The 20,835-nt window shown below is 64.3% G+C and carries 14 protein-coding genes, 1 tRNA gene and 1 pseudogene; 11 read left to right on the top strand and 5 right to left on the bottom strand.

Annotation, left to right across the window (positions count from 1 at the left end; translation table 11 throughout):
• The 10 genes and pseudogenes from ABZ281_RS05925 to ABZ281_RS05880 form a co-directional block, all read left to right on the top strand.
• Positions 1–571, top strand: a pseudogene (locus ABZ281_RS05925) (dTMP kinase); the annotation flags it as partial.
• A gap of 171 nt (positions 572–742) precedes the next feature.
• Positions 743–1,948 carry a DNA polymerase III subunit delta' gene (locus ABZ281_RS05920; protein WP_356652520.1) on the top strand — a complete coding sequence of 402 codons (1,206 nt, stop codon included), beginning with the start codon at positions 743–745 and terminating at the stop codon, positions 1,946–1,948.
• Positions 1,949–2,077: 129 nt separating this feature from the next.
• Positions 2,078–3,700 carry an alpha/beta hydrolase gene (locus tag ABZ281_RS05915; RefSeq protein WP_356652518.1) on the top strand — a complete coding sequence of 541 codons (1,623 nt, stop codon included), beginning with the start codon at positions 2,078–2,080 and terminating at the stop codon, positions 3,698–3,700.
• 107 nt (positions 3,701–3,807) lie between these two features.
• Positions 3,808–3,881, top strand: a tRNA-Thr gene (locus tag ABZ281_RS05910).
• Positions 3,882–4,113: 232 nt separating this feature from the next.
• Positions 4,114–4,467 (top strand): hypothetical protein, encoded by a 354-nt coding sequence (locus ABZ281_RS05905; RefSeq protein ID WP_356652516.1) that lies wholly within the window; start codon positions 4,114–4,116, stop codon positions 4,465–4,467.
• 1,210 nt (positions 4,468–5,677) lie between these two features.
• Positions 5,678–7,777, top strand: a complete 2,100-nt coding sequence (locus ABZ281_RS05900) for a histone-like nucleoid-structuring protein Lsr2 (protein ID WP_356652514.1) — start codon at positions 5,678–5,680, stop codon at positions 7,775–7,777.
• Between the two features lie 197 nt (positions 7,778–7,974).
• Positions 7,975–9,921: a DNA phosphorothioation system restriction enzyme gene (locus tag ABZ281_RS05895; protein ID WP_356652512.1), complete on the top strand. Its 1,947-nt coding sequence runs from the start codon at positions 7,975–7,977 to the stop codon at positions 9,919–9,921.
• A 38-nt stretch (positions 9,922–9,959) separates the two neighbouring features.
• A complete protein-coding gene (locus ABZ281_RS05890; protein ID WP_356252117.1) occupies positions 9,960–10,124 on the top strand; it encodes a hypothetical protein in 165 nt (54 codons plus the stop codon).
• Positions 10,121–12,175 (top strand): AAA family ATPase, encoded by a 2,055-nt coding sequence (locus ABZ281_RS05885; RefSeq protein WP_356652509.1) that lies wholly within the window; start codon positions 10,121–10,123, stop codon positions 12,173–12,175. The genes ABZ281_RS05890 and ABZ281_RS05885 overlap by 4 nt, the downstream gene beginning before the upstream one ends.
• The gene (locus ABZ281_RS05880) at positions 12,175–12,642 is read left to right on the top strand and encodes a DNA phosphorothioation-associated protein 4 (protein ID WP_336538150.1); all 468 of its coding nucleotides are present in this window, start codon (positions 12,175–12,177) and stop codon (positions 12,640–12,642) included. The genes ABZ281_RS05885 and ABZ281_RS05880 overlap by 1 nt, the downstream gene beginning before the upstream one ends.
• Positions 12,643–12,714: 72 nt before the next feature.
• On the opposite strand, the gene dndE is transcribed toward ABZ281_RS05880, so the two are convergent.
• The 4 genes from dndE to dndB are packed head-to-tail and all read right to left on the bottom strand — an operon-like array spanning position 12,715 to position 17,803.
• Positions 12,715–13,092, bottom strand: coding sequence for a DNA sulfur modification protein DndE (gene dndE, locus ABZ281_RS05875; RefSeq protein ID WP_336538151.1), 378 nt, complete (start codon positions 13,090–13,092; stop codon positions 12,715–12,717).
• Positions 13,082–15,109 carry a DNA sulfur modification protein DndD gene (gene dndD / locus ABZ281_RS05870; protein ID WP_356652507.1) on the bottom strand — a complete coding sequence of 676 codons (2,028 nt, stop codon included), beginning with the start codon at positions 15,107–15,109 and terminating at the stop codon, positions 13,082–13,084. The genes dndE and dndD overlap by 11 nt, the downstream gene beginning before the upstream one ends.
• A complete protein-coding gene (dndC, locus tag ABZ281_RS05865; protein ID WP_356652522.1) occupies positions 15,096–16,670 on the bottom strand; it encodes a DNA phosphorothioation system sulfurtransferase DndC in 1,575 nt (524 codons plus the stop codon). Before dndC ends, dndD begins: the two co-directional genes overlap by 14 nt.
• A 2-nt stretch (positions 16,671–16,672) precedes the next feature.
• Positions 16,673–17,803 (bottom strand): DNA sulfur modification protein DndB, encoded by a 1,131-nt coding sequence (gene dndB / locus ABZ281_RS05860; protein ID WP_356652505.1) that lies wholly within the window; start codon positions 17,801–17,803, stop codon positions 16,673–16,675.
• Positions 17,804–18,017: 214 nt separating this feature from the next.
• On the opposite strand from dndB, the gene dndA reads away from it, so the two are divergent.
• Positions 18,018–19,208, top strand: coding sequence for a cysteine desulfurase DndA (gene dndA / locus ABZ281_RS05855; RefSeq protein WP_356652503.1), 1,191 nt, complete (start codon positions 18,018–18,020; stop codon positions 19,206–19,208).
• A 13-nt stretch (positions 19,209–19,221) separates the two neighbouring features.
• On the opposite strand, the gene ABZ281_RS05850 is transcribed toward dndA, so the two are convergent.
• On the bottom strand, positions 19,222–20,658 hold the full coding sequence (locus tag ABZ281_RS05850) for a DNA phosphorothioation-associated putative methyltransferase (protein WP_356652501.1): 1,437 nt from the start codon (positions 20,656–20,658) through the stop codon (positions 19,222–19,224).
• Positions 20,659–20,835: the final 177 nt, after the last annotated feature.

The raw sequence follows: 20,835 nt of genomic DNA, 5'->3' as shown, positions 1-20,835 counted from the left end.
GACACCGGGAGGTGCGGGGGACGACACGACCGTGCTGCGCCCTGTGCGGGACGACGAGCAGGGCCCGGGCCGGGCTTCCGCCGGGTCGGAGGCCGAGGTGACGGCCGAGCTGCCGAAGCCGCCGGTACCGCCTCGCGCCGGGGACGAGACCGAGGTGCTGCCGCAGGTGCCCGACCGGGATGCCTCCGGCGCGGCCGACGAGACGGCGGTGCTGCCTCCGGTCCGGCCGGGGGACGCCGAGGAGACCGCGGTGCTGCCTCCGGTCCGGCCGGAGGACGCCGAGGAGACCGCCGTCCTTCCGCCGGTGCGCGGGGACGAACCGGCGGACCGGGTTCTGCCCGAGTACTTCCGGAAGGACGCCCCGGCCGGCCGTCCCGACGGCACCGAGGACCGTACGAGGGAGATGCCCCGGGTCGACGCCGACGGGGCGCCGCGCCGCCGCCGGTCCGACTGGGCCGAGGAGACGCCGCTGGACGACCTGCCCTCGCTGGCGGACGAACTGCTCGGACCGCACGACGAGGAGCCGGACGAGGGTCGCGGACGCCGTGGCAGGGGCGGCCGGGGGCGCTGACACCTCCGGCGGACCGTCCGTAGGAGCACGGACCCGGGGCTCCTGCGGACCGCGAGGTCGGACGGGGCGCCGGGCGTTGACTGCGAGGTGGGGTCAGCGGCTGGCGATGTCAGTGGTCGCCCCCACAATGGATCTCGCAACGCGGAACGTGAAGAAGGGGCGGCGTGACCCATGACCGTGTGGGACGACCTCGTCGGGCAGGAGAGGGTGAGCGAGCAGCTGGCCGCTGCCGCCCGGGACGCCGACGCCCTGGTCACCGCGGCCGTGACCGGCACCCCGCCGCCCGAGGCGTCGAAGATGACGCACGCGTGGCTGTTCACGGGCCCGCCCGGAGCCGGGCGCAACCAGGCGGCCCGTGCGTTCGCGGCGGCGCTGCAGTGCGTCAGCCCCGACCGCGCCCTCGGCGGCTCCCCGGGCTGCGGCTTCTGCGACGGCTGCCACACGGCACTGATCGGCACGCACGCCGACGTCAGCACCGTCGCCGCCGTCGGCAGCCAGATCCTCGCGGACGACATGCGCGACACCGTCCGCAAGTCGTTCACCTCGCCGGCGACCGGCCGCTGGCAGATCATCCTCGTCGAGGACGCCGAGCGACTGAACGAGAAGTCGGCCAACGCCGTCCTCAAGGCCGTGGAGGAGCCCGCGCCCCGCACGGTCTGGCTGCTGTGCGCCCCGTCCATCGAGGACGTCCTGCCGACCATCCGATCCCGTTGCCGCCACCTGAACCTGAGCACGCCGAGGGTCGACGCCATCGCCGACATGCTCGTCCGCCGCGAGGGCATCGAGCCGGACGTCGCCGCCGCTGCGGCCCGCGCGACCCAGGGACACGTCGACCGGGCACGCCGCCTGGCCACCGACCCGGCAGCCCGCGCCCGCCGTGCCGCCGTGCTCAGGCTGCCGCTGCGCGTCGAGGAGATCGGCGGCGCGCTCAAGGCCGCCCAGGAACTGGTCGACGCGGCCGCCGAGGACGCCAAGCAGCTCGCGGAGGAGACGGACTCCAAGGAGACCGAGGAGCTGAAGGCCGCTCTCGGCGCCGCCCAGGGCGGCCGCATGCCCCGGGGCACCGCGGGCGTGATGAAGGACCTGGAGGACAAGCAGAAGCGCCGCAGAACGCGCACGCAGCGTGACAGCCTCGATATCGCCCTGACCGACCTCACGGCCTTCTACCGCGACGTCCTCGCCCTCCAGCTCGGCTCGCGCGTGGCCATCGCCAACGCGGACGCCGAGGACGCCCTGGAGCGCCTCGCCCGCGGCAGCTCCCCGGAGTCCACGCTCCGCCGCATCGAGGCGATCGCCGCCTGCCGCGACGCCCTCGACCGCAATGTGGCGCCGCTGCTCGCGGTGGAGGCGATGACGATGGCGCTCAGAGCGGGCTGAGAAACCGGCCGGGTCTGGCGGCTCCGGGGTGAGTGGCCGGCTGGCGGCTCCGGGCTGACGACGTAACTCGTACGAGGCGCGGCGCGCACGCACGGCACCCATTCCGTCGCCCAGAGTTACGCTCGCTGGATGTACACACGGCGCACCCCCCGTTCCGCCTCCGGCTCCGGCGGTCTCCACAGCAGGACACGAAACCGGGCCAAGGCCGCCGCCGGACTGCTCGCCACGGCCGCGCTGCTCGTCTCCTCCTGCTCCTCCGGGAGCGCGACGACGTCCGCCGCCTCGGCCGCAGCGGAGGCGGCGCTGATCGCGCTGCCGCAGGCCACGCCCGCGGCGCTCTCCTCGTACTACGGGCAGAAGCCGGCCTGGCGCGGTTGCGGTGTCCCCGGCTTCGAGTGCGCCACCCTCAAGGCGCCGCTCGACTACGCCGAGCCGTCCTCCGGTGATGTACGGCTCGCCCTCACCCGTAAGAAGGCCACCGGTCCCGGCAAGCGGCTGGGCTCGCTGCTGGTGAACCCGGGTGGGCCGGGCGGCTCGGCGATCGGCTATGTGCAGGCCTACGCGGGCATCGGCTACCCGGCCGAGGTGCGGGCCCGCTACGACATGGTGGCGGTCGACCCGCGCGGCGTGGCACGCAGCGAGCCCGTCAGGTGTCTGGACGGGCCGGACATGGACACGTACACGCAGACGGACGCCACACCCGACGACGGGAAGGAGACGGACGGGCTGGTCGCGGCATACCGGACGTTCGCCGAGGGGTGCGGCGCGGACGCACCCCGGCTGCTGCGCCACGTGTCCACTGCGGAGGCGGCCCGGGACATGGACATCGTGCGGGCGGTGCTCGGCGACGAGAAGCTGAACTACGTCGGGGCCTCCTACGGCACGTTCCTCGGGGCGACGTACGCCGGGCTCTTCCCCGACCGGGCGGGGCGGTTGGTGCTGGACGGTGCGATGGACCCGTCGCTGCCGTCCCGGCGGTTGAACCTCGAACAGACGGCGGGCTTCGAGACGGCGTTCCGGTCGTTCGCGAAGGACTGCGCACGGCAGCCCGACTGCCCGCTGGGCGGCAAGGGCACGTCGCCCGAACAGGTCGGCGAGAACCTCAAGGCGTTCTTCGCGAAGCTGGACACGCGGCCCGTCCCCACCGGCGGCGCCGACGGCCGCAGGCTCACCGAGTCGCTCGCCACGACCGGCGTGATCGCGGCCATGTACGACGAGGGCTCCTGGGAGCAACTGCGCGAGGCGCTGACGTCCGCGATGAAGGAGAACGACGGCTCCGGGCTCCTCGTCCTGTCCGACGGCTACTACGAGCGGGACGCCGACGGCGCCTACAGCAATCTGATGTTCGCCAACGCGGCGGTGAACTGCCTGGACCTGCCGGCCTCCTTCGACACCCCCGACGAGGTGAGCAGGGCCCTGCCCGAGTTCGAGAAGGCGTCGCCGGTCTTCGGCAAGGGCCTCGCGTGGGCCGCGCTGAACTGCGCGTACTGGCCGGTGCACGCCACGGGTGAGCCGCACCGCATCGAGGCGAAGGGCGCCGCACCCATCGTCGTGGTCGGCACGACCCGGGACCCCGCGACGCCGTACCGCTGGGCGCGGGCCCTGGCCGGCCAGCTCTCCTCGGCGCGCCTCTTGACCTACGAGGGCGACGGCCACACGGCCTACGGCCGCGGCAGCTCCTGCATCGACCGGACGATCAACGCCTACCTCCTCCGCGGCACCCCGCCCACGGACGGAAAGCGCTGCTCATAGCCCTGCTCTCCGCCCCGGAGGGCCCGCCTCCGGGGCTGGTGCGGAGCACTCTCCGAAACTGTGTAGACTTACCGTCGTTGCTGATCGCACCATAGTGCGGGCAGCGCGCCGCCTTAGCTCAGATGGCCAGAGCAACGCACTCGTAATGCGTAGGTCTCGGGTTCGAATCCCGAAGGCGGCTCTGTAGAAGCCTCAGGACTCACTCGCCGTGACCTGGGGCTTTTGCTTTTTCCACCCCCTGCGTCGGCCGACACAGGCTCCCCGGCTCGTGCCACTGAATCCAAGGGGTGCGCGAGGGGAGCGCATCAGCGCAGCGACGGTGCAAGGGGTGCGCAACCCCTCTTGGGTCCTTTGCTGTTGCCTGTGCGCGGGGTTTGTCGTCACCCGACAAACGTGCCTCTAGGCTTGGCTTCGTGGCAGATGTGATGGGCACCGTGAAGGGCAAGACGCTGGTTGCGCAGACCAGTGCCGTCCTGCTGACCCGAGGGCTTGAGGTCGAACCCGTCGCCGTGCGGAACGTCATCGCGCACATGGTCGACACTGTCGCCGAACGGGTAGGGATGGATGCCGAGGAGGCGATCCATCTGGTCACGTCGGAGGCTGTGGCCGACGCGATCGTCGCAGTGAACCGCCCCGGGTTCGGTAGAGATCTCACTGGGCGTTTGATTGGATCCGCACCCGAAGCTGCTTGGCAGACCACTTCTGCGCTGATTTCCCCTTGCTGGGGACCTCTGCTGCCAAGAGGGCGTAGGCGGCCAAGGGCGTGAGGGAGGGGGTGCTGGTTGGCCGCCGTCGGTGGAGTCGGCTGTGGCTCAGCACCGTGCCGTGCAGGTCGAATTGTGACGTGGCGGTGAGAAGACGCCGACCTGCACGCTCCAGTACGATGTCGGGTGGAAGTGGACGCCCCACCGCCACGTTTCCATTGCCGAGGTGCGACACGACTGGGCAGGACGTGGCATTGCCTGCACTGGCCAGTTCCGGGACGACGGTTGTCGCCTTTGGTGACTTGGCACGCGTGAAGGGCAGGACTCAATTCTCTATGGCGCACCACGTTCCTTGCGGCGAGCTGGCATGCGGAGCCGCCTTGTGGCGCTTGCTGCAACTGTTCCCGTTTGACGGTTTGCCAGGTGGCTGCTGCCGCAGCGTCGTTGCCGCGCGCGGGGGTGTTGAGGGCTTGTCGATGCGGGACGCACCGACTGCTGCCGGGCGTGTGATGTATGCCGGTGGTCCGGCCATGAGCATCCAAGGTGTGGCCATGGTGGTAGCGGGTGAGTGCCACCTGGGAAAACCACCGATCGGCCCCAGGACCTGTCCGCAAAGCTCCGTCTGCCCCGCGAGACCTGGCACGCGCCCCCAAGTTCTCGGCCTCAGGCGAGCAGGCAGGGAGCCCCTTCGCCTTCGCCGCACCGGGCGATGTCCCACGTACATCCAGTACGAGACGTGCGCCGCGCATGCTCGGTGCACGCACCAGACGCCGAAACGGCCGCTCGCCGGGAGGAGGAGGGGACTGCGCGGGCACGTCCTACGTCGTTACAGCACCGGTCGGAAGCTGGCGTTGCCCGCCCGGCCGCGTCTGCGCTCTGTAACGCCAGAGGCGCTGAACGGTTCCCAGTCGATGAAGCCGCGTGTCACCTCAAGGGACGTTGCGCCGTCTCGGCTGAGCATGAACGGACGCCAGATGTCCTCTCGCGACGTCGAGCGCACAGCTGGCGCGGCGAGAATCGATGGCCTCACGTACGCGCGGGTACTGAAGCGTTGTGCCTGTAACTCCCCGACGAGCGGGCCGTGGGAAGAGAGGTGTGTAAGGCACAAGCGCATTGAGGAACGAGTGCCGCAGCTTCCCATGAGGTATATCATGAAAATACCTATAAAGGGTGAAGACCTTAAAAGCTGCGAATTCAACTGGTCATTGAACAATGCGGCCTCGCTGATTTTCCGGCATCTGGCAGCGGCATTACGACGGGCAGGGGAATAGAAGTGTCAACATTTCAGGCAGATCAACCTGTTGGCACGTGGGTTGATGTATTTCCCTGGGTGGAGTATCTCGGCGCTCATGAGCTTATCGCGCTACAGCGACTCGGCGGTCCTGCGGAATGGTGGGCCAAGGAAAGTCCGGAACAGACGGCGGCCAGACGTCCCTCAATTGATGAAGTGTTTGGTCTGCTCGCTGCCATTCTTTTGTCCAGCAAGAGTGTGATGAATGAGGACTGCGGAGTGCTCTTTCCGACACTCCGGGACGCTGTATCGGTGGAGGACTTCGGGGCAGGAAACGACGGAATCTTGGCGTTGGCTGACGCTGAGATCGGCGTGCTTGGTGATTTCCGCGGTAAGACGCCACATGATCTCAGAGTGATGTTGCGGCTGTCGCGCGGGGAGGTGGAAACGCTACTTGGGCACCTCGTGCAAACCGTTGCCCTGCCGGAAGGAAAGCTCCATTCCGTCGCGCTGATGCAGTGGTTCGAGGAGCTGGACGGCAGAGAACAAAGCATTCTGTTGCTGCATCGTTGCGCCCGTGAACCTCAAGCGCTCGGCATCTTGGCTGCGAATCACCGAATTCCATTGGAACGCATTCAAGAACTCTCCGAAGGGCTTCCCAGGCGCCTTCAAACGGCTGTGGAAGATTCACGCGCTCTGCGGGCGGCGGTGGCAGAGTTTGACCGTGTTACTGCGGCACCTGTGCTGCGCACGCAGCTTCTGGAACGTCTTGTCTGGCTTGACGATCGTTTGCCAGAAAGTGATGTCAATCTACTGTCACTGCTTTCGGACCTGCGCGAAGTGAATACCCTGGAGCAATGGATGTGCCGGGATAACGTGCGCCAGCGAGCGAGACAGACGCTGAAGATCCTTGACCTCGAAGACGACGAGGTGATGTCCGGTTCCGTTGCCAGGAGAATACTTACTCGGCATGGATGGGCTGCAGCACACATCGATGAGTGGCTCGAGTTCTGCGGAATTGCTTCTCAAAACGGGCAGCTGCACTACAGTGCAGCTGCCATAGCGCACTTGCCTGATGACTCTTACGGAGAAATGCCCGTGCAGGAGGAGAGGAGCCTCCTGACCACCGCGGGGGGCGTTCTTTCTTCTGATCACGTTCCCCCGTCGGTGACGGAAGGCGATCACTCGGCGGAGCCGCAGAGCGCACCCCTTGGTGCCGAAGCGGCAGAACCAACGTCCCAGACGACGCTCAGCGCACCGGTGCCGGCAGACGCACTCGCCATTCGAGCGTGGGCACGCCGCAATGGGTTTGACATAGCAGAACGCGGACGTATTCCCCGAGCAGTTCAGGAAGCGTATAACCGGGAAGCGGGCGGCACTTTGCCCGCTTCGTCCCAGCGAGGGGTGACTTCACCCTCTCTGGTCAGCGGTGACCAGCCTCGGGTGCGCAACGCACTCGCCGAGGAATTCGAAGCGCTGGCATCGGCGATGGGTACGGAGGAACGGGGGGTGACATTCGGTTCAGTCGTGCGATACGGAGAAGAGTTGCCGGCGAACGTGCAGAAGATCGTCCACCGCATCCTCAATGCCACGCTGAGTGAACACGGTTGGATCGTTGACGCAGTGGCACCAGCAGTACACGCCGCGAACAATGGCCACGGCGCATTGCAGGGGACGCTCAAACAGCGCGCCTGGAAAGTTTTGGAAGAAGCGGATCATCCGCTGTCGACGGCATCACTCGTCTCAAAGATGGGCGACCCGGTGAATGAACGGTCCCTGAAAGTACAGCTTGCCGCCGATATGCGTTTCATGCGCAGTGACATCGACTCCTGGGCGTTGTCGGATTGGCAATTGCGCCCCTACACCAGCGTGCGCGAACTTGTCGGGGAAGAAGTCGACAAGGCAGGCGGCAGCGTACACAGTGATCAGCTGATCCGGGATTTGACGCAGGCATTCTCCATCAAGGAGTCCACGGTGCGGCAGGTGATGTCATCCCCTCCTTTCACAGCCCGTGGCGGATTCGTGCAGCGCCTCACTGACATTGCGGGCGAGGGAGAGCGGGGAGACGTGGGAAGGCATGGGGATTCTGCCAGTGAGGGGGTCGGTGTTCAGCTGGCGCGGGACCTCGGATTGGACTTCTAGTGGATGTTTCAGGAACTCTCCGTGATGCCGGTCTAGAGGGAGAATATCGTAGTGACCGTGGCAATGTTGTAGATGATTTCTATGTACCGGCTCTCCGTGCATCGAGTTCATACGATCGCGCAGTCGGGTACTTTACCGCCTCTGTCTTGGCGATCATTGGAGAGGGTGTAGACGACTTTACACGGCGTGGAGGGGCAATGCGTATCATCGCCTCTCCCTACCTGCTCGATGAGGATATCGCCGAGATTGAAGCCGGTTATGAGCTGCGCTCCGTCGTGGAAAAGGCAGCTATCCGGGACTTGGAGCGTGCCACGAAAGACGTCCGGGCCGCGCGCGGACTCGGGAGGCTGGGCACCCTCGTGGCCGAGGGGCGGCTGGACGTGAAGCTTGCCTATGTTGCTGCAGGTAACCGTATCGGCATGTATCACGAAAAGATCGGGGTCTTCCGTGACGACCGGGACCTTGTAGCGTTCAAGGGAAGTGCCAACGAGACCTTGTCCGGCTTGGTCGGCAACTTCGAGTCCATTGAGGTCTTCCGCAGCTGGGACGAGCGAGACCGCGAACGGGCTTTGCGTATCAGCAGAGACTTCGATGACCTGTGGGAGGACAACACTCCTCTCCTGCGGGTCATGCCCTTCACTGACGCCGCGAAGAAGATCATCGAGCGTAGCAGTCGGGCGATGACCGATCTGGAGGAGAAGTCGTCCATCCCGCAGGGCGGAGCGCCGATCACGATCGCGACGGAAGACCGCGCCGGCATGCTGACGATCCCGGCACAGCTGCAGGTGCGCGACTACCAAAAGCAAGCGGTGGCGAACTGGTTTGCCGAACAAGGCCGCGGCATCCTGCGGATGGCCACCGGAACAGGCAAGACACTCACCGCCTTGTCGGCTGCCGCCCAGGTCACCAAGATGCTCCACAAGGCCGACGAACCGCTACTCACCATAGTGATCGCTCCCTATCAGCACCTTGTGGACCAGTGGTCGAAGGACGTCGAGTGGTTTGGGGTGCATCCCCTCCGCGCCTATGAGTCGACCGCTGCCTGGTTCCCCTACGCTTCCCAGTTGCTGGATGCGTTGGCGCTGAAGACCGCCCGGGGCGGTGTGATCATCACGACCAACAAGACCTTCGGCGATGCCGCATTCCAAAGCATCCTGGGCCGCTACCGCGGACGGCTGCTCCTTATCGCCGACGAGGCTCATAACCTCGGCGCCCGGAATATCAGGTCGAAGCTGCCCGAGAGTGCGGAGTTCCGTCTCGGGTTGTCGGCGACACCGGAACGCTGGTTCGACGACGAAGGCACCGCAGCCCTCACGGACTACTTCGGCCATGTGGTCTTCGAACTGGGCATCGGCGACGCCATCAAGGCTGGAGCGCTGTGCCGCTACACCTATACGCCAGTGGTCGTCGAGCTGGATGCAGAAGAGACCGACCTGTATGTGGAGATCACCGAGAAGATCGGCCGGATCTTGGCGGTCCAGCAGTTCTCCGAACAGCCCGACGAGAACAGCCCCTTGGGACACCTGCTGCGGAAACGGGCCAACCTTCTGGGCCACGCCCGTGCGAAGCTGCCCGCGCTCCAGCGGGAGATCGAAAAACGCGGTGAAGACTGGTACCAGTTGCTCTACTGCGCAGAGGGACAGCATCCGCTGGCCTATGAGGGCGGCGCACCGCAGGAGTCGTCCCAGATCGATCAGGTGTTGGATCTCGTCGGCAATCAGCTGCAGATGCCGGCTGCCCGCTACACCGCCGAGACGAAGCGTGCCGAGCGCCGCGACGTTCTGCAGCGTTTCGCTGATCGCAAGCTACAGGTCATCGCCTCCATGCGCTGTCTGGATGAGGGCGTTGACGTGCCCGCCGCCCGCACCGCCTACCTGCTGGCCAGCTCCTCCAACCCGCGCCAGTTCATCCAGCGCCGCGGCCGGGTGCTGAGGCGGGCACCGGGCAAGACCATGGCGGACATTGTCGACTTCATCGTCGTACCGCCAACGGACATGCCTGATCTGCAGGACCGAACCGAGCGCAGCATCGTGGCCCGCGAGCTCGCCCGGGTGACGGAGTTCGCGCGACTCGCGGACAACGAGGCGGAGACCCTCGACCTCCTGCGTCCGCTGCGCCTGCGCTATGGCCTGCTCGACATCTGATCCACCGTGATTGCTGCCGTATCACCCTAGGAGTCGCCATGAGTGAGAAGAAGACTGCACAGGAAGTGCTGAATCAGCTATCGCCCGAAGGCGTGAAGCTCGCCAAGCGTGTCATCGAATTGGAGCGTGAAAACTTGCACATTAGAAGTTCAACCACCGTAGTCAACGAGATCGTGGCTGCCGTGAAGGGACTGATCAAGTGAAGCTCCTGAGGCTGACGCTGGACAACTTCCGGGCCTTTTACGGCCGCCAGACCCTGGACCTTGCCGTCGAGGACGAAAAGCCGGCGGTGCTGATCTTTGGCAACAACGGTGCAGGGAAGACGACCCTTCTTAATGCGTTCGCCTGGGCTTTGTATGGGAAGTTTTCCGCGGATGTCGAGCAGCAGCATCGCGTCATCCACGATCAGAAGTGGGCCGAGACTCCCCAGGGCGCTCCGGTCAGCGCGTCGGTGGAGCTGAAGTTCGAGCATGCCGGCGTGATCTTCTCTGCGCTGCGTGAAGTAGCCACCGTCAAGAACTCCGAGGAGCAGACAGAAGTTGCGGCAACGCTCACCGTGAATGAGGTGAGAAACGGGGAGAGTAAACCCGTTGCCAACGGTCAGGACCGCATCGAGAAGATCCTTCCCGAGGGTTTGCGCCGGTTCTTCTTCTTCAACGGTGAGCGCATGGAGAAGATGTTCACCGGTGAGGAGAGCAACGACGAGGTCAAACGGGCCATCAAAACGCTGATGGACTTGGAGCCGATGGAGCGGGCGATCGCCGAGCACCTTCCCGCAGCAGCTCGGCGTCTCGCCAAGGAGATCGACAAGGGCGGCGACAGCCGCCTGCAGCAGCTGCGCGACCAGCAGGAGAGCCTTGAGCAGCAGCGTGACGACGCCGACCGACGGGCACGGAAAGTCTCCAAGGACATCAGCAGCTACGAGAGTGAAATCAAGGCGCTGGAAAGCGCGTTGCGTAGCCACGCGGAGTCGAAGCCGTTGCAGAACGCGCGCAAGAAGCTCGAGTGGAAGATCAAGGAGATGGGCGGGCAGCTCCAGGACCGGTATGCGCGCAAGCGCGAGATCCTGTCCAAGGGGGGCTTCCTTGCCTTCACGTCGCACGTTGACGAGACAGTGATAGGGCTGGCGGAAGCCATGCGGGAGCGCCGACAGCTGCCCGCCGGCATCCAACGAGACTTCATCGATGGGCTCCTCGACGAAGGGGTGTGTATGTGCGGCACCCCTGTTCCACACGGCAGCCCGGCATACGAGGAACTGGACAAACGCCGCTACAACGCCGGTCTTGCTGATGTGGAAGCCCGCTGGATGTATGTCAGCGGGCAGGTGAAGCACCTGGGGGAGGCGCGGCAGACGCTGCTCGATGACCTGCGGCAGGCGACGTTTGAAATCCAGGCGTGCCAGGACGAGATCAAGAGCCTGGAGGAGGAGAAGAGCGAGATCGACCGCCAGCTGCAGGGCGTGAACATCGAAGACGTGCAACGCCTTGAGCATAAGCGCAAGGAGTACGACGAGAAACGCATCGATGGGAACACTGAGCACCAGCGCCTGGAGGAGCGAAGGGTTGAGTTCGAAGCCGAAATCGAGAAGATGAAACGACTCTTCAGGTCCGCGCAGGCGGCGGATGAAGCGTCCCGGAAGGTACAGCGGCAAGTCAATCTCGTGAACGAGGTGCTGGACACCTTCCGTGAGGCCCTGGAACTGAAGACCGAAGAGGTCCGCGAACAGCTCGATGCGAAGGTCAAGGAAGTCTTCTCGAGGATCTTCATCAAGTCCTACGAGCCCGAGCTGACGGATTCCTTCGAGCTGCTGCTGAAGTCGCCCGCAGGGATCGCGATCCGTAGCACGGGCGAGAACCAGGTACTAGGGTTGTCCTTCGTCGGTGCCGTCTCGGAGATCGCCAAGCAGATCCACCAGCGTAAGACGAAAGGCAGCGACGACATCATCGGCGAGGGTGGCATCTACCCGGTCGTCATGGATGCCCCCTTCGGAAGCCTGGACCTGACCTACCAGGAAGAGATCTCTCGGGCGCTGCCGAAGCTCACCTCACAGATCGTCACCCTGCTGTCGAACTCCCAGGCACGCGGGAAGGTGATGGACAACCTCCAAGGATCGGCGACGCGCATGTATGTGCTGCGCACGGTGACGCCCAACACCGGTGCTACGGAGGAGACGATCGAGATCAACAACCGGGCCGTTCCCTATGTCTCGCACGGCGAGTTCGAGCACACCGTTTTGGAAGAGGTGGCCCTCTGATGGCATTCGAGGATCGTTTCCGGAGGCCGGCAGCTCATGAGGAACTTATTTCCGCTCTGGCCGGCAAGGAAGGGCCCTTCAGCGCGATGGTGGATGTGCTGATGTTCGCTGCAGTGCTGGGGCGTCACAAGGATAAGCGGGAACCCTTCGACAAAGCTGGCGAGCCGATCCGCTTGGCGCTGGTCGAAGGACGCCAGTACGGCGATGTACTCATCGATATGATCGCGGTGGCGGAGGAGCCGGACGATCCGGAAATTCTTGGCGACGAACGCCAGCCTGACCGGGTCAACATCTTCGAGGAGTACGCCAATGGCGGGTTGAACTTTATTCAGGGCGAGGTCAATGCCAGCGGCGGGCATGACTACGTCTCCATCGTCAGCACGTTGGTGATGGAATCCCTCACCGCGCCCGACGAGCGGCAAAATGACGTCTCGGAACTGATGCAGGCTGCAGAGCTGGACTGGTAACGCCCCACGCGGATACCCCCTGGCACGACAGGCAGCACCATTGCCGCTGCTTGCCGTGCCGGGCGTGCCACGTCAACCGGTGACCGAACCGACCAACCCCTCAATGGTGGTCAGTTCCTTGTGTCCTCCGAGGTAGCCGATGCCGCGGTGCAGGTGCACGGTGAGGGTCTGGGCCACGTTCTCCTCCGTGAGCGGTATGCCGTCGGCGATGCAGCGTTGCTTGAGCAGAGCCAGATAGATGTCGCCGTGCTGGCCGGCGAAGGTCTTCCACGTCATCTCGACGTTGGAGTCGGTCACGACGTCTTTCACCAGCGGCGTGGAGGGATCCTTCAGCGACAGGGCCAGGGCCCACCGGCACAGCACGTTCCACTGGGTGATCCCAGTGGTGCGCTTGAGCCGGACCAGGCGGTCGCGGGCGGGTTGGGACAGACGGACGGTCTCAAGCGACATTCTGGTCTCCAGCGCTCCACCAGTAGCCTTCCATGACGTTCGTGGTGAACTCGGTATCGTCGTGGACCAAGGTGTAGGTGCGGGCTACGGACTTTTTCAAACGGCCGAGCAAGTAGGCGTCGATCTCTTCGTCGGTGGACAGCAGCAAGACCTGGTCGCTGGCGTGGGGAAAATACCGGTCGACAAGATGTTCGCGATGACGGCTGTCGAGGCGGCCCAGCGGCGTGTCGATGACGTTCGGCAGACGATTACCAGCCACCTTCATCAAGCCCCAGAGCAGTGACACTGCCAGCAACTGGCGCTCACCCGCGCTCAAGCGCCCCGGGTCGATGGGCTCACCACTGGCGTCGGTCAGCGTCACCGTGTACTTCTCCGTATCAATGCGCAGATCGTGCACCAGCCCCTGCTTGCGCATGAGTTCCTTAAAGCTCTGCAGCATCGCCACTTCCAGACGGCTGATGTGCCGCTGCAAAAGCGCCTCGCTGAAGCGGTTCAGCGTGACGCGAGCCTTCTCCGAGTACTTGATAATCCGCTCGACTTCCTCGGCTTTGACCTTGGTCCGCACGAAGTCGTTGTGCGCACGTTCCAGAAGATCGGTGACGTGCGCGCGGCGGCGTTTGAGCTCATCGAGCTGAGCTTGTGCACGCTCGACGGCTACCTCCTGGAGCGCGACGGCCCGCTTCTGCTCCTCGCGCGCTGCCTGCAACGCCTCCACCTTGCTCTGCGGTGGCACACCCGCCAGCTGGCGGTCCAACTGGTCAAGCTGCTCGGCAGTGTCGAGAGTGTGGGCCAGCACCTCACCAGCCCGCGCCTTATCCCGCCCCAGCGCTTCCTCCAGGGCGTGCAGCTGGGCCAGCGCATCGTGGGGGAGCTGGAAGTCGACGGTGAGTTCGGCAGACTCCGACCGCTTGGTCCGGTCGGCCTCCAGCTGCGCCAACACCTCACCACGAGCTGGGGCGGGCACCAGTTCAGCCAGCCACTGGTCGCGCTCAGTCAGCACCTCAAGCACCTGACGTGCCTCGGCAGCGCTCTGCTCGCGATGCGCCTGCTGACGCACCTGAGCCAGCTGCTCATCCATCATCAGCAGCGGCAGCGGACCGCTGGCCACCTGGGTAAGTGAGGCGCGCAGCTCGCTCAGCAGGGCATTGATGCGCTTACGTTCGGCTTCGAGCCCAAGACGTCGCTCGAAGAGCGTGCCGCCCTCCTTTTCAAAGGCTCGCTCCAAGCTTTCCAGCTCGCGCTTGGCCTTACCGGCCTCGGTCCGGCACTGGCCGAGGCTTTGATGCGCACTTTCCAACTGCTCCTGGACCACGTCCCGTTCACGTTCCTGGGCGTGGATATTGTCCATGAGGTGTTGCTCTTCGTCGGAGAGTCTCTGCCGTCGTTGCAGCGCTAGCAGGTCGGTGCGCAGCTGTTGCACGGTACTGACCCCCAACAGGGAGTGCACCGCGGATTGGATCACTGAGGCGGCGCGCTCTGGATCGGCCAGGGATTCGATCTTCTCACCGTCGAAAAACGACAGGGAAGCGATCTCCGCGGGGAGCAAGTCTTCCACATGATCGGCCCAGCCCTCACTGAGTAGCCGGCTGAACTTCGCATCCGGGGCGGACCGGCGGCCCGTAGCGGTCTTGTCGCCGTAGGCTTCGTCGACGAAGACGTTCAAAAACTCCTTGAGGGACTTCCCGCTCGTGTGCCAGCTACGCACGACACGGTAATAGTGCTCACGTCCGTCCACCGTAACGGTGAATTCGAGCGTAATAGCCGATCCACGGGTGGGATCCGCCTGGCGGTTGATGCTCTCACGCAGGAACGTCTCATAGGGCTTGGTGCCCCGGCCGCTACACCGGGCCCGAGCACCGTAGAGCACGAGTTGGATCGCATCGAGCAGCGTCGTCTTCCCACAACCGTTGAGGCCACCGATCAAGATGATCGGCTTGTTCTTCTTCGGAGTGAGGTTGAGCGACTGCTTGCCTCGGTACGCCCCAAACTCTTCGAGGATGATCTTACGCAGGAGCATCGAGGCCAGTTTCGTCGTCGAAGGTCAGGTTGGTCGCCACGTCGTCGTGCCACTTCTTCTTGCGCAGGGCGAAGTCCACGGCGTCGTCGTGGCCGTCGTAGTAGCCCTTTTGCACCGCATCCTCCAGCGCCTTGAACAGGCCCGCGCGGCGAGTCATCGTGCGGTACTTACGCTCCACGGACAGCAGTTCACGCACCATGTTGTAGTGCAGTTCGTCGTCCTCGCAGAGCTCCTTGAGGATCTCCATCTCATCCGAGCCCATGACGAGCTGCTCATCGAGCGGACCTCCGGGGAAGTCCTCACCGGTAGCGGCCTTGTAGATGCGTGGCAGGGAATCCTCGACCTCGTGCTTGTCGAAGACCCAGATGCGGCGGATCTCGTGGAGCTCATCCAGCGTGATCAGCTCGATGTTACGCACGTGCTGGGGGGCGTTGGCTCGGATCCACGTCTGGGCTTCGAGTAGTTCTTGCAGCCAAGTCTCGCGGTAGCCCTGCAGGTAGGGGCCGTGGATCGCACCGTCGTTGAACAGCATGACCTTGCCGTTCATCCGGCGGAAGTCGCGTGCCGGCTTGTCCGCGCGCGGATAGGGGACCTTCTTGCCCGCAGGTAGCTCGGGGTCGCTTTCGTCCTCGATGTAGCCGAAGGGGGCATCCAGCTTGTCGCGCAGCGTCAGAAGCGGCAGCATCCACTCCTTCTCTTCATCGTTTTGGATCATCGCCGACATGGACTTGTCCTGCTCGACCAGCGTGCACGTCCAGCAGCCGAAACGGCTGGAGCCGCACGACGGCGTGGTGGAGTCGACAACCAGCGGGCACTCACCGTCCGCGGAAGCACCCTGGTACATCGTGAGCAGGTCGTGATTGTTGTAGCCCCAGGGATTGGGCACCTGCATCAAAAATTCCCACACGTCATCGTTGGTCCAAGCCTCAACGGGACTGTAGACGAGCGAGTTGGGAAGGTTGGCGTTGGGTGAGAGCCGGTCGCGTACCCGACGCTTCTCATGCTTTTCCATGGCTCGGGCGCGCGCCTGGCTCTCCGCTTTGCGGATCCCGAGCACCATGATGGCTTCACCATGGGCGGCGACAACACTGCGGATGAAGGAGTTGGATGGCTTGATCTTTAGCCGTTCAGTGCACCACCGGAACTTCGGCCGGGGAGCAGGGTAGCCGCGGCCGATCAAATTCACCCAGAAGGTGTCCTTCACCTGAGGGGTCAGCCGGTGTGGCTCAATTGGCAGCGACTGCTCAGCCGCTGCCGTACGCATTGTCTCCAGCGAGGTCGTCACCCAAGCTGCCACTACTGGATTCTCTACCAGGGTGTCCGTGCTGATGACGTGCACCGGCTTGGTGCGCTGCTCAGCCGGCAGGTCGGCGAGAGCCATCCAGATCAGCTGCAGGACTGCGGTGGAATCCTTGCCACCGCTGTAGCCGATGACCCACGGCACCTCATCCGCGATATACAACTCGCGTACTTCGGCGGTCAGTTCGGCTGTCACCTCGCTGAGTGAACGGCCATCGAAGGGCTGGCGCCCCACCGGAATGAGGGGAATGTTCAAAGGGATGGTCACGCGTCGCCTCGCAGATATGCGTCTTCCACTCGCTGTTCTTCAGGGCTGAGACTCAGGCCGATGTGGTGACGAAGATAATTTACGGTCAGTGTCACGTTCTGATGGCTTTTTGAAACGCGTCCGCCGACGATGGCGCGCCCTTCCCAGTCGGTGTTGGAGCGAGACCAGTCGATCTTTTTGAGAGAGGAGATCTTCTTAGTCCACTGAGGTTTCGCTGTCGATTCCCGAAAGAGAGTGTTTCCGATTCGTCCCAGGGCGTGCAGGGCGATGCCGTGGCTGTGAATGAAGTCGCGGCGCATCTCCGAGGCCGACAGCTCACGCCGCCTGACCATGCCCCACTCGGGGAGCGTCTTGTCGATTGCCTCCCAGTAGGACTGGGCGAGGTTGGCGGCGGCTTCCGGCTCGAGGTCGAGGCCTTGGAGGAGGGCCTGGGTGCCGTAGTAGAGGGCACTGAGCGTGAACATCTTGCGGGAGCGGGCGGAGAGATTGCTCTTCTCCATCTCCACGTAGCCCTTGAAGACGGAAGAGCGCGCTGCGATGCGCCGGGCGGTGATCGCTTCTTCGTCGCGGTGGTCGTAGAGCACACCGATCGAGCGCGCCGGACGGACCGCATGCCGATTGAGGTCGGCGAACATCTGCTGGGAGCGGGCGAGCCCGGAGTCGTGAAAGAAGACGACGGCGATCGTCTCATCACCCAGATCAGGGTTCTCCTTCAGCGCCTGCTCGATGGCGGCACGTCGATGCTGTCCGTCGTTGATCAAAAAACGGGCGTCCATCGGAATGTGGAGCTGGCCCGTGCGCATGCCCGCGCCCTCAGTGGCGTGGGCATCGAAGGACATGTCGCCATCGACGGACGCAGTCAAGGCGCTGAAGACATAGTCATCTGGATTGTCCAGAATGTACCGCGTGAGCGCAGGCAATCGGCCCTTGTTCAGGACCCGTTGAGCCCGCATCTCCGGAGAAAGATCATCTTCATCGAAGATGAAGATCTTCGGGATGAGGCGCAGGGGGCACATCGAGATGTAGTACTCCCGTCCCGCCTGGACGCCGCGGATGCCGGGGAAGCTGTAGGCGAACCCCGCCGTTGTCCTGGGTACGGCGGCTCGGGGCGCTGCTGAAGTCTCCACGGCGCAACCCTAGCAAAGTACGTCACCTACTTGACGTACTCCCTCACTCTTCACGCGCCGAGCGCAGGCAGGTGTGTCTCGGCGGTCCTCGCAAGGGCTAAAACGTGGTGCTGACCCACGTCAGAGCGCAACAGCATGACGTACCACGCGGGGGAAATGACGTTCATGAACCGAGATGATGCCGCGGACCGCTGCCGACGTGTACGTTAACGACTTGACGTACATCCTGGTACGGGATCGGTTTCGGAGTTGGGTGACTGCTGTGGTGACGTATCTCGACGTGGCGGCGACAACACGCGTGGACACGCGGGTCTCTGATGTGGTGTTGCACTGGATGACAGAGGAGTTCGGCAACGCCGGCAGCCGCACGCACGAGTACGGTACGCGCGCGAAGAAGGGGGTCCATGAGGCACGCGCCTTCATTGCCGCAACGGTGGGCGCCAAGACCGAAGAAGTGATCTTCACGAGCGGCGCGACCGAATCCAACAACATCGCACTACTTGGTCTCGCCGCGCACGCTGAGGCGACCGGACGCCGCCACATCATCACCTCAGCCATTGAACACAAAGCTGTCATCGAGCCCCTGATGCACCTGCAGAGCAAAGGCTTTGAGGTCGACTTCCTGCAGCCAGGCAGCAGCGGCCGCATCACCAAGGAAGCCGTCCTCGACCGACTGCGCGACGACACGGCGCTGGTCTCGCTCATGCACGTCAACAACGAGACCGGAGTCATCCAGCCCGTTGCCGAGCTAGCACACGAGCTACGTGCAACGAAGACGTTCCTGCACGTCGATGCCGCCCAGGGCTATGGGAAAGTCCCAGACGACCTCAAGGCGCCCATCGACTTGATCAGCATCAGCGGACACAAGATCGGCGCGCCCAAGGGTGTCGGCGCGCTCGTCACCCGACGCCGCGGCTGGGACAAAATCCCCCTCGAGCCGATCATGTTCGGCGGGGGGCAAGAACGCAAACTGCGTCCCGGCACGCTCCCGGTTCCCCTGATCATGGGACTGTACGAAGCCGCGAAAATCTTCCGCGAGGGGCACGACCGCTGGGCGCGCGAGGCACAGGCGATGCGGACCCGGCTGCTCGACGCACTCGCCGCGCACACCCGCTTCCAGATCAACGGCGACACCCAGCACGCCGTCCCGCATATCCTCAATGTGACCTTCGACGGGCTGAATGCCGAAGCGCTGATCGTCCGGCTCAAAGACCAGGTGGCCATCGCCACCGGCTCTGCGTGCACCAGTGCCTCTTACACTCCCAGCCACGTCCTCACCGCCATGGGGCTGCCCGAGAAGGTCGCCACGAACGGACTGCGCTTTTCCTGGCTGCCCAGTCAGGTGGAACACTTCGATCCGGACAGCCTCGCCAAGACCATCGCCCACATGCAGCCAGCTGAATAACTGCCAGCGGTGCTTACCCGTTCACACGGCGTACGAGGCGGTGACCACGCAACTGACGCCCGCAGCGGATCAGTTCCGCCTCCCAGCCATTCTCCGTCCCGATGAGAGACGGATGCGCATACAAACCTGCTCTCACCTCCGACTCCGTCAAACGGCGATAGCGAGGGACATCGCCATCGTCCGGAGCCAGAAACTCGTGCTTGCGATGCAACAGCGGCCGGTTCTGCGACTCTGTATACGAGATGTGTGAGATCTGCAGCGTTTGAAGGTCAACGAGGTAGGACGACACGATCCGCGGATGGGGATCGCTGTCGAAAGCAGGGTAATCCAGCCAACTCACCGCCCGGCCCTGATGCTTGAGCTTGGCGATAGTCCACTCCTGTGGCCGGCCAGCGGCGATCGCAGCACAGTGCTCGTACAGGCGCAAAATCGTCGGCAACCGGTCAACAGCCCGACGATGCACATACAAGGCGGTCGGCGTCATCTTGCCGATCACCGAGGCGTGCATGGTGCTGCGTACATACCCGTCATCCCGCAGCTTCAGCAACAGGCGATCCGAGCGCTGGCAAGCCTCCCTATACGAGCTGAAGAATGCTCGGACATTGAGTTGGACGCCCAACGGTAGATCAGTGAACGGCCCACGGCCGTTGAAGAGCTCAACGGCCAGATACAGCAAAGTATCCAAAGTGGTGCGCTTGGCACCTTGCGCCACCTTCTCGGCATCGGACGTCTCCCGCACCAGTCGCTTTAGCTCGCCCGGCTTGAGATGGGCCAGCAGCTCGGCGGTTGCGCGAGGCATCTCCTCGATACGAGGCGGCCGACCGTGCCGTTCGACATAGTCCACGAGCGCCGAGATCGCCGACGTGGTGTCCTCGGAAGCCAGCCACTGCGCATGCGGCACGATGCGCTGCGCGAGATACCCAAGGCGGGCGGACTCGTCCTTGAACGCGTAGACCACACCCGGTGACACAGACACGACGCGCGCGCCGGTGACCTCCTCCACGTAAGCGCGCAACTCGCTTGCATCAAAGAGGTGCTGGAACGTCTGCCGACTGGTGAGCAGGCCGTCTCCGAACTCCTGCCCCCGAACTTTCGACTTCTCCCACGTCAGCCGGGCTGACACGATCAAGACGGCCCGAGCCAAATCCCAAGCCTGCCGAAGCGTGCGCCTGCGCTCAGCAGGATCCTCAATCACATTCAGCACGTAGGTCAGCAGCACCACATCCGACGCAGTCGGCTGTGCCTCGCAGCGGTAGTACGGATCCCAGCCCGTGACCCGGCAATCGAGCCTACTTAAGGCCCGGACATCGTCACCCCGTCCGCACCCGTAGTCGAGAACGGACCGGTCCGAGCTCAGCTGGCCATCGGCGAGCGCCTGCCGCGCCGGCACGGAGAGGGCAGCGCGGCCAATGGCGGTCAGGCGGCGGTCGCTCTTCCAGGTCTGCTGCATAGATCATCGATCACAGGTCGTCGAACGGGATGCCCGCAGCTTAGCCCGAGGCTGGCAAGCGTCGGGCCGAAAATCCCCCGATCACACACCCCGGGCCGTGGCGGAAGCGACGCGGTGGGGGCGATCATGCCGACGGCCGACCTGGACTGTTTGGCCTCCACGGGTGTCCGCGGAGAA

Origin of the sequence: Streptomyces sp. NPDC006265 (assembly GCF_040613555.1) — a bacterium.
Taxonomy (GTDB): Bacteria; Actinomycetota; Actinomycetes; order Streptomycetales; family Streptomycetaceae; genus Streptomyces.
This window is presented reverse-complemented; position numbering and strand designations above follow the sequence as displayed.

Bases quoted from the DNA above. Each gene is read 5' to 3' on its own strand.
- ABZ281_RS05920 (WP_356652520.1), top strand. From the start codon at position 743: ATGACCGTGTGGGACGACCTCGTCGGGCAGGAGAGGGTGAGCGAGCAG.
- ABZ281_RS05915 (WP_356652518.1), top strand. From the start codon at position 2,078: ATGTACACACGGCGCACCCCCCGTTCCGCCTCCGGCTCCGGCGGTCTC.
- ABZ281_RS05895 (WP_356652512.1), top strand. From the start codon at position 7,975: ATGCGTATCATCGCCTCTCCCTACCTGCTCGATGAGGATATCGCCGAG.
- ABZ281_RS05890 (WP_356252117.1), top strand. From the start codon at position 9,960: ATGAGTGAGAAGAAGACTGCACAGGAAGTGCTGAATCAGCTATCGCCC.
- ABZ281_RS05880 (WP_336538150.1), top strand. From the start codon at position 12,175: ATGGCATTCGAGGATCGTTTCCGGAGGCCGGCAGCTCATGAGGAACTT.
- dndE (WP_336538151.1), bottom strand. From the start codon at position 13,092: ATGTCGCTTGAGACCGTCCGTCTGTCCCAACCCGCCCGCGACCGCCTG.
- dndD (WP_356652507.1), bottom strand. From the start codon at position 15,109: ATGCTCCTGCGTAAGATCATCCTCGAAGAGTTTGGGGCGTACCGAGGC.
- ABZ281_RS05850 (WP_356652501.1), bottom strand. From the start codon at position 20,658: ATGCAGCAGACCTGGAAGAGCGACCGCCGCCTGACCGCCATTGGCCGC.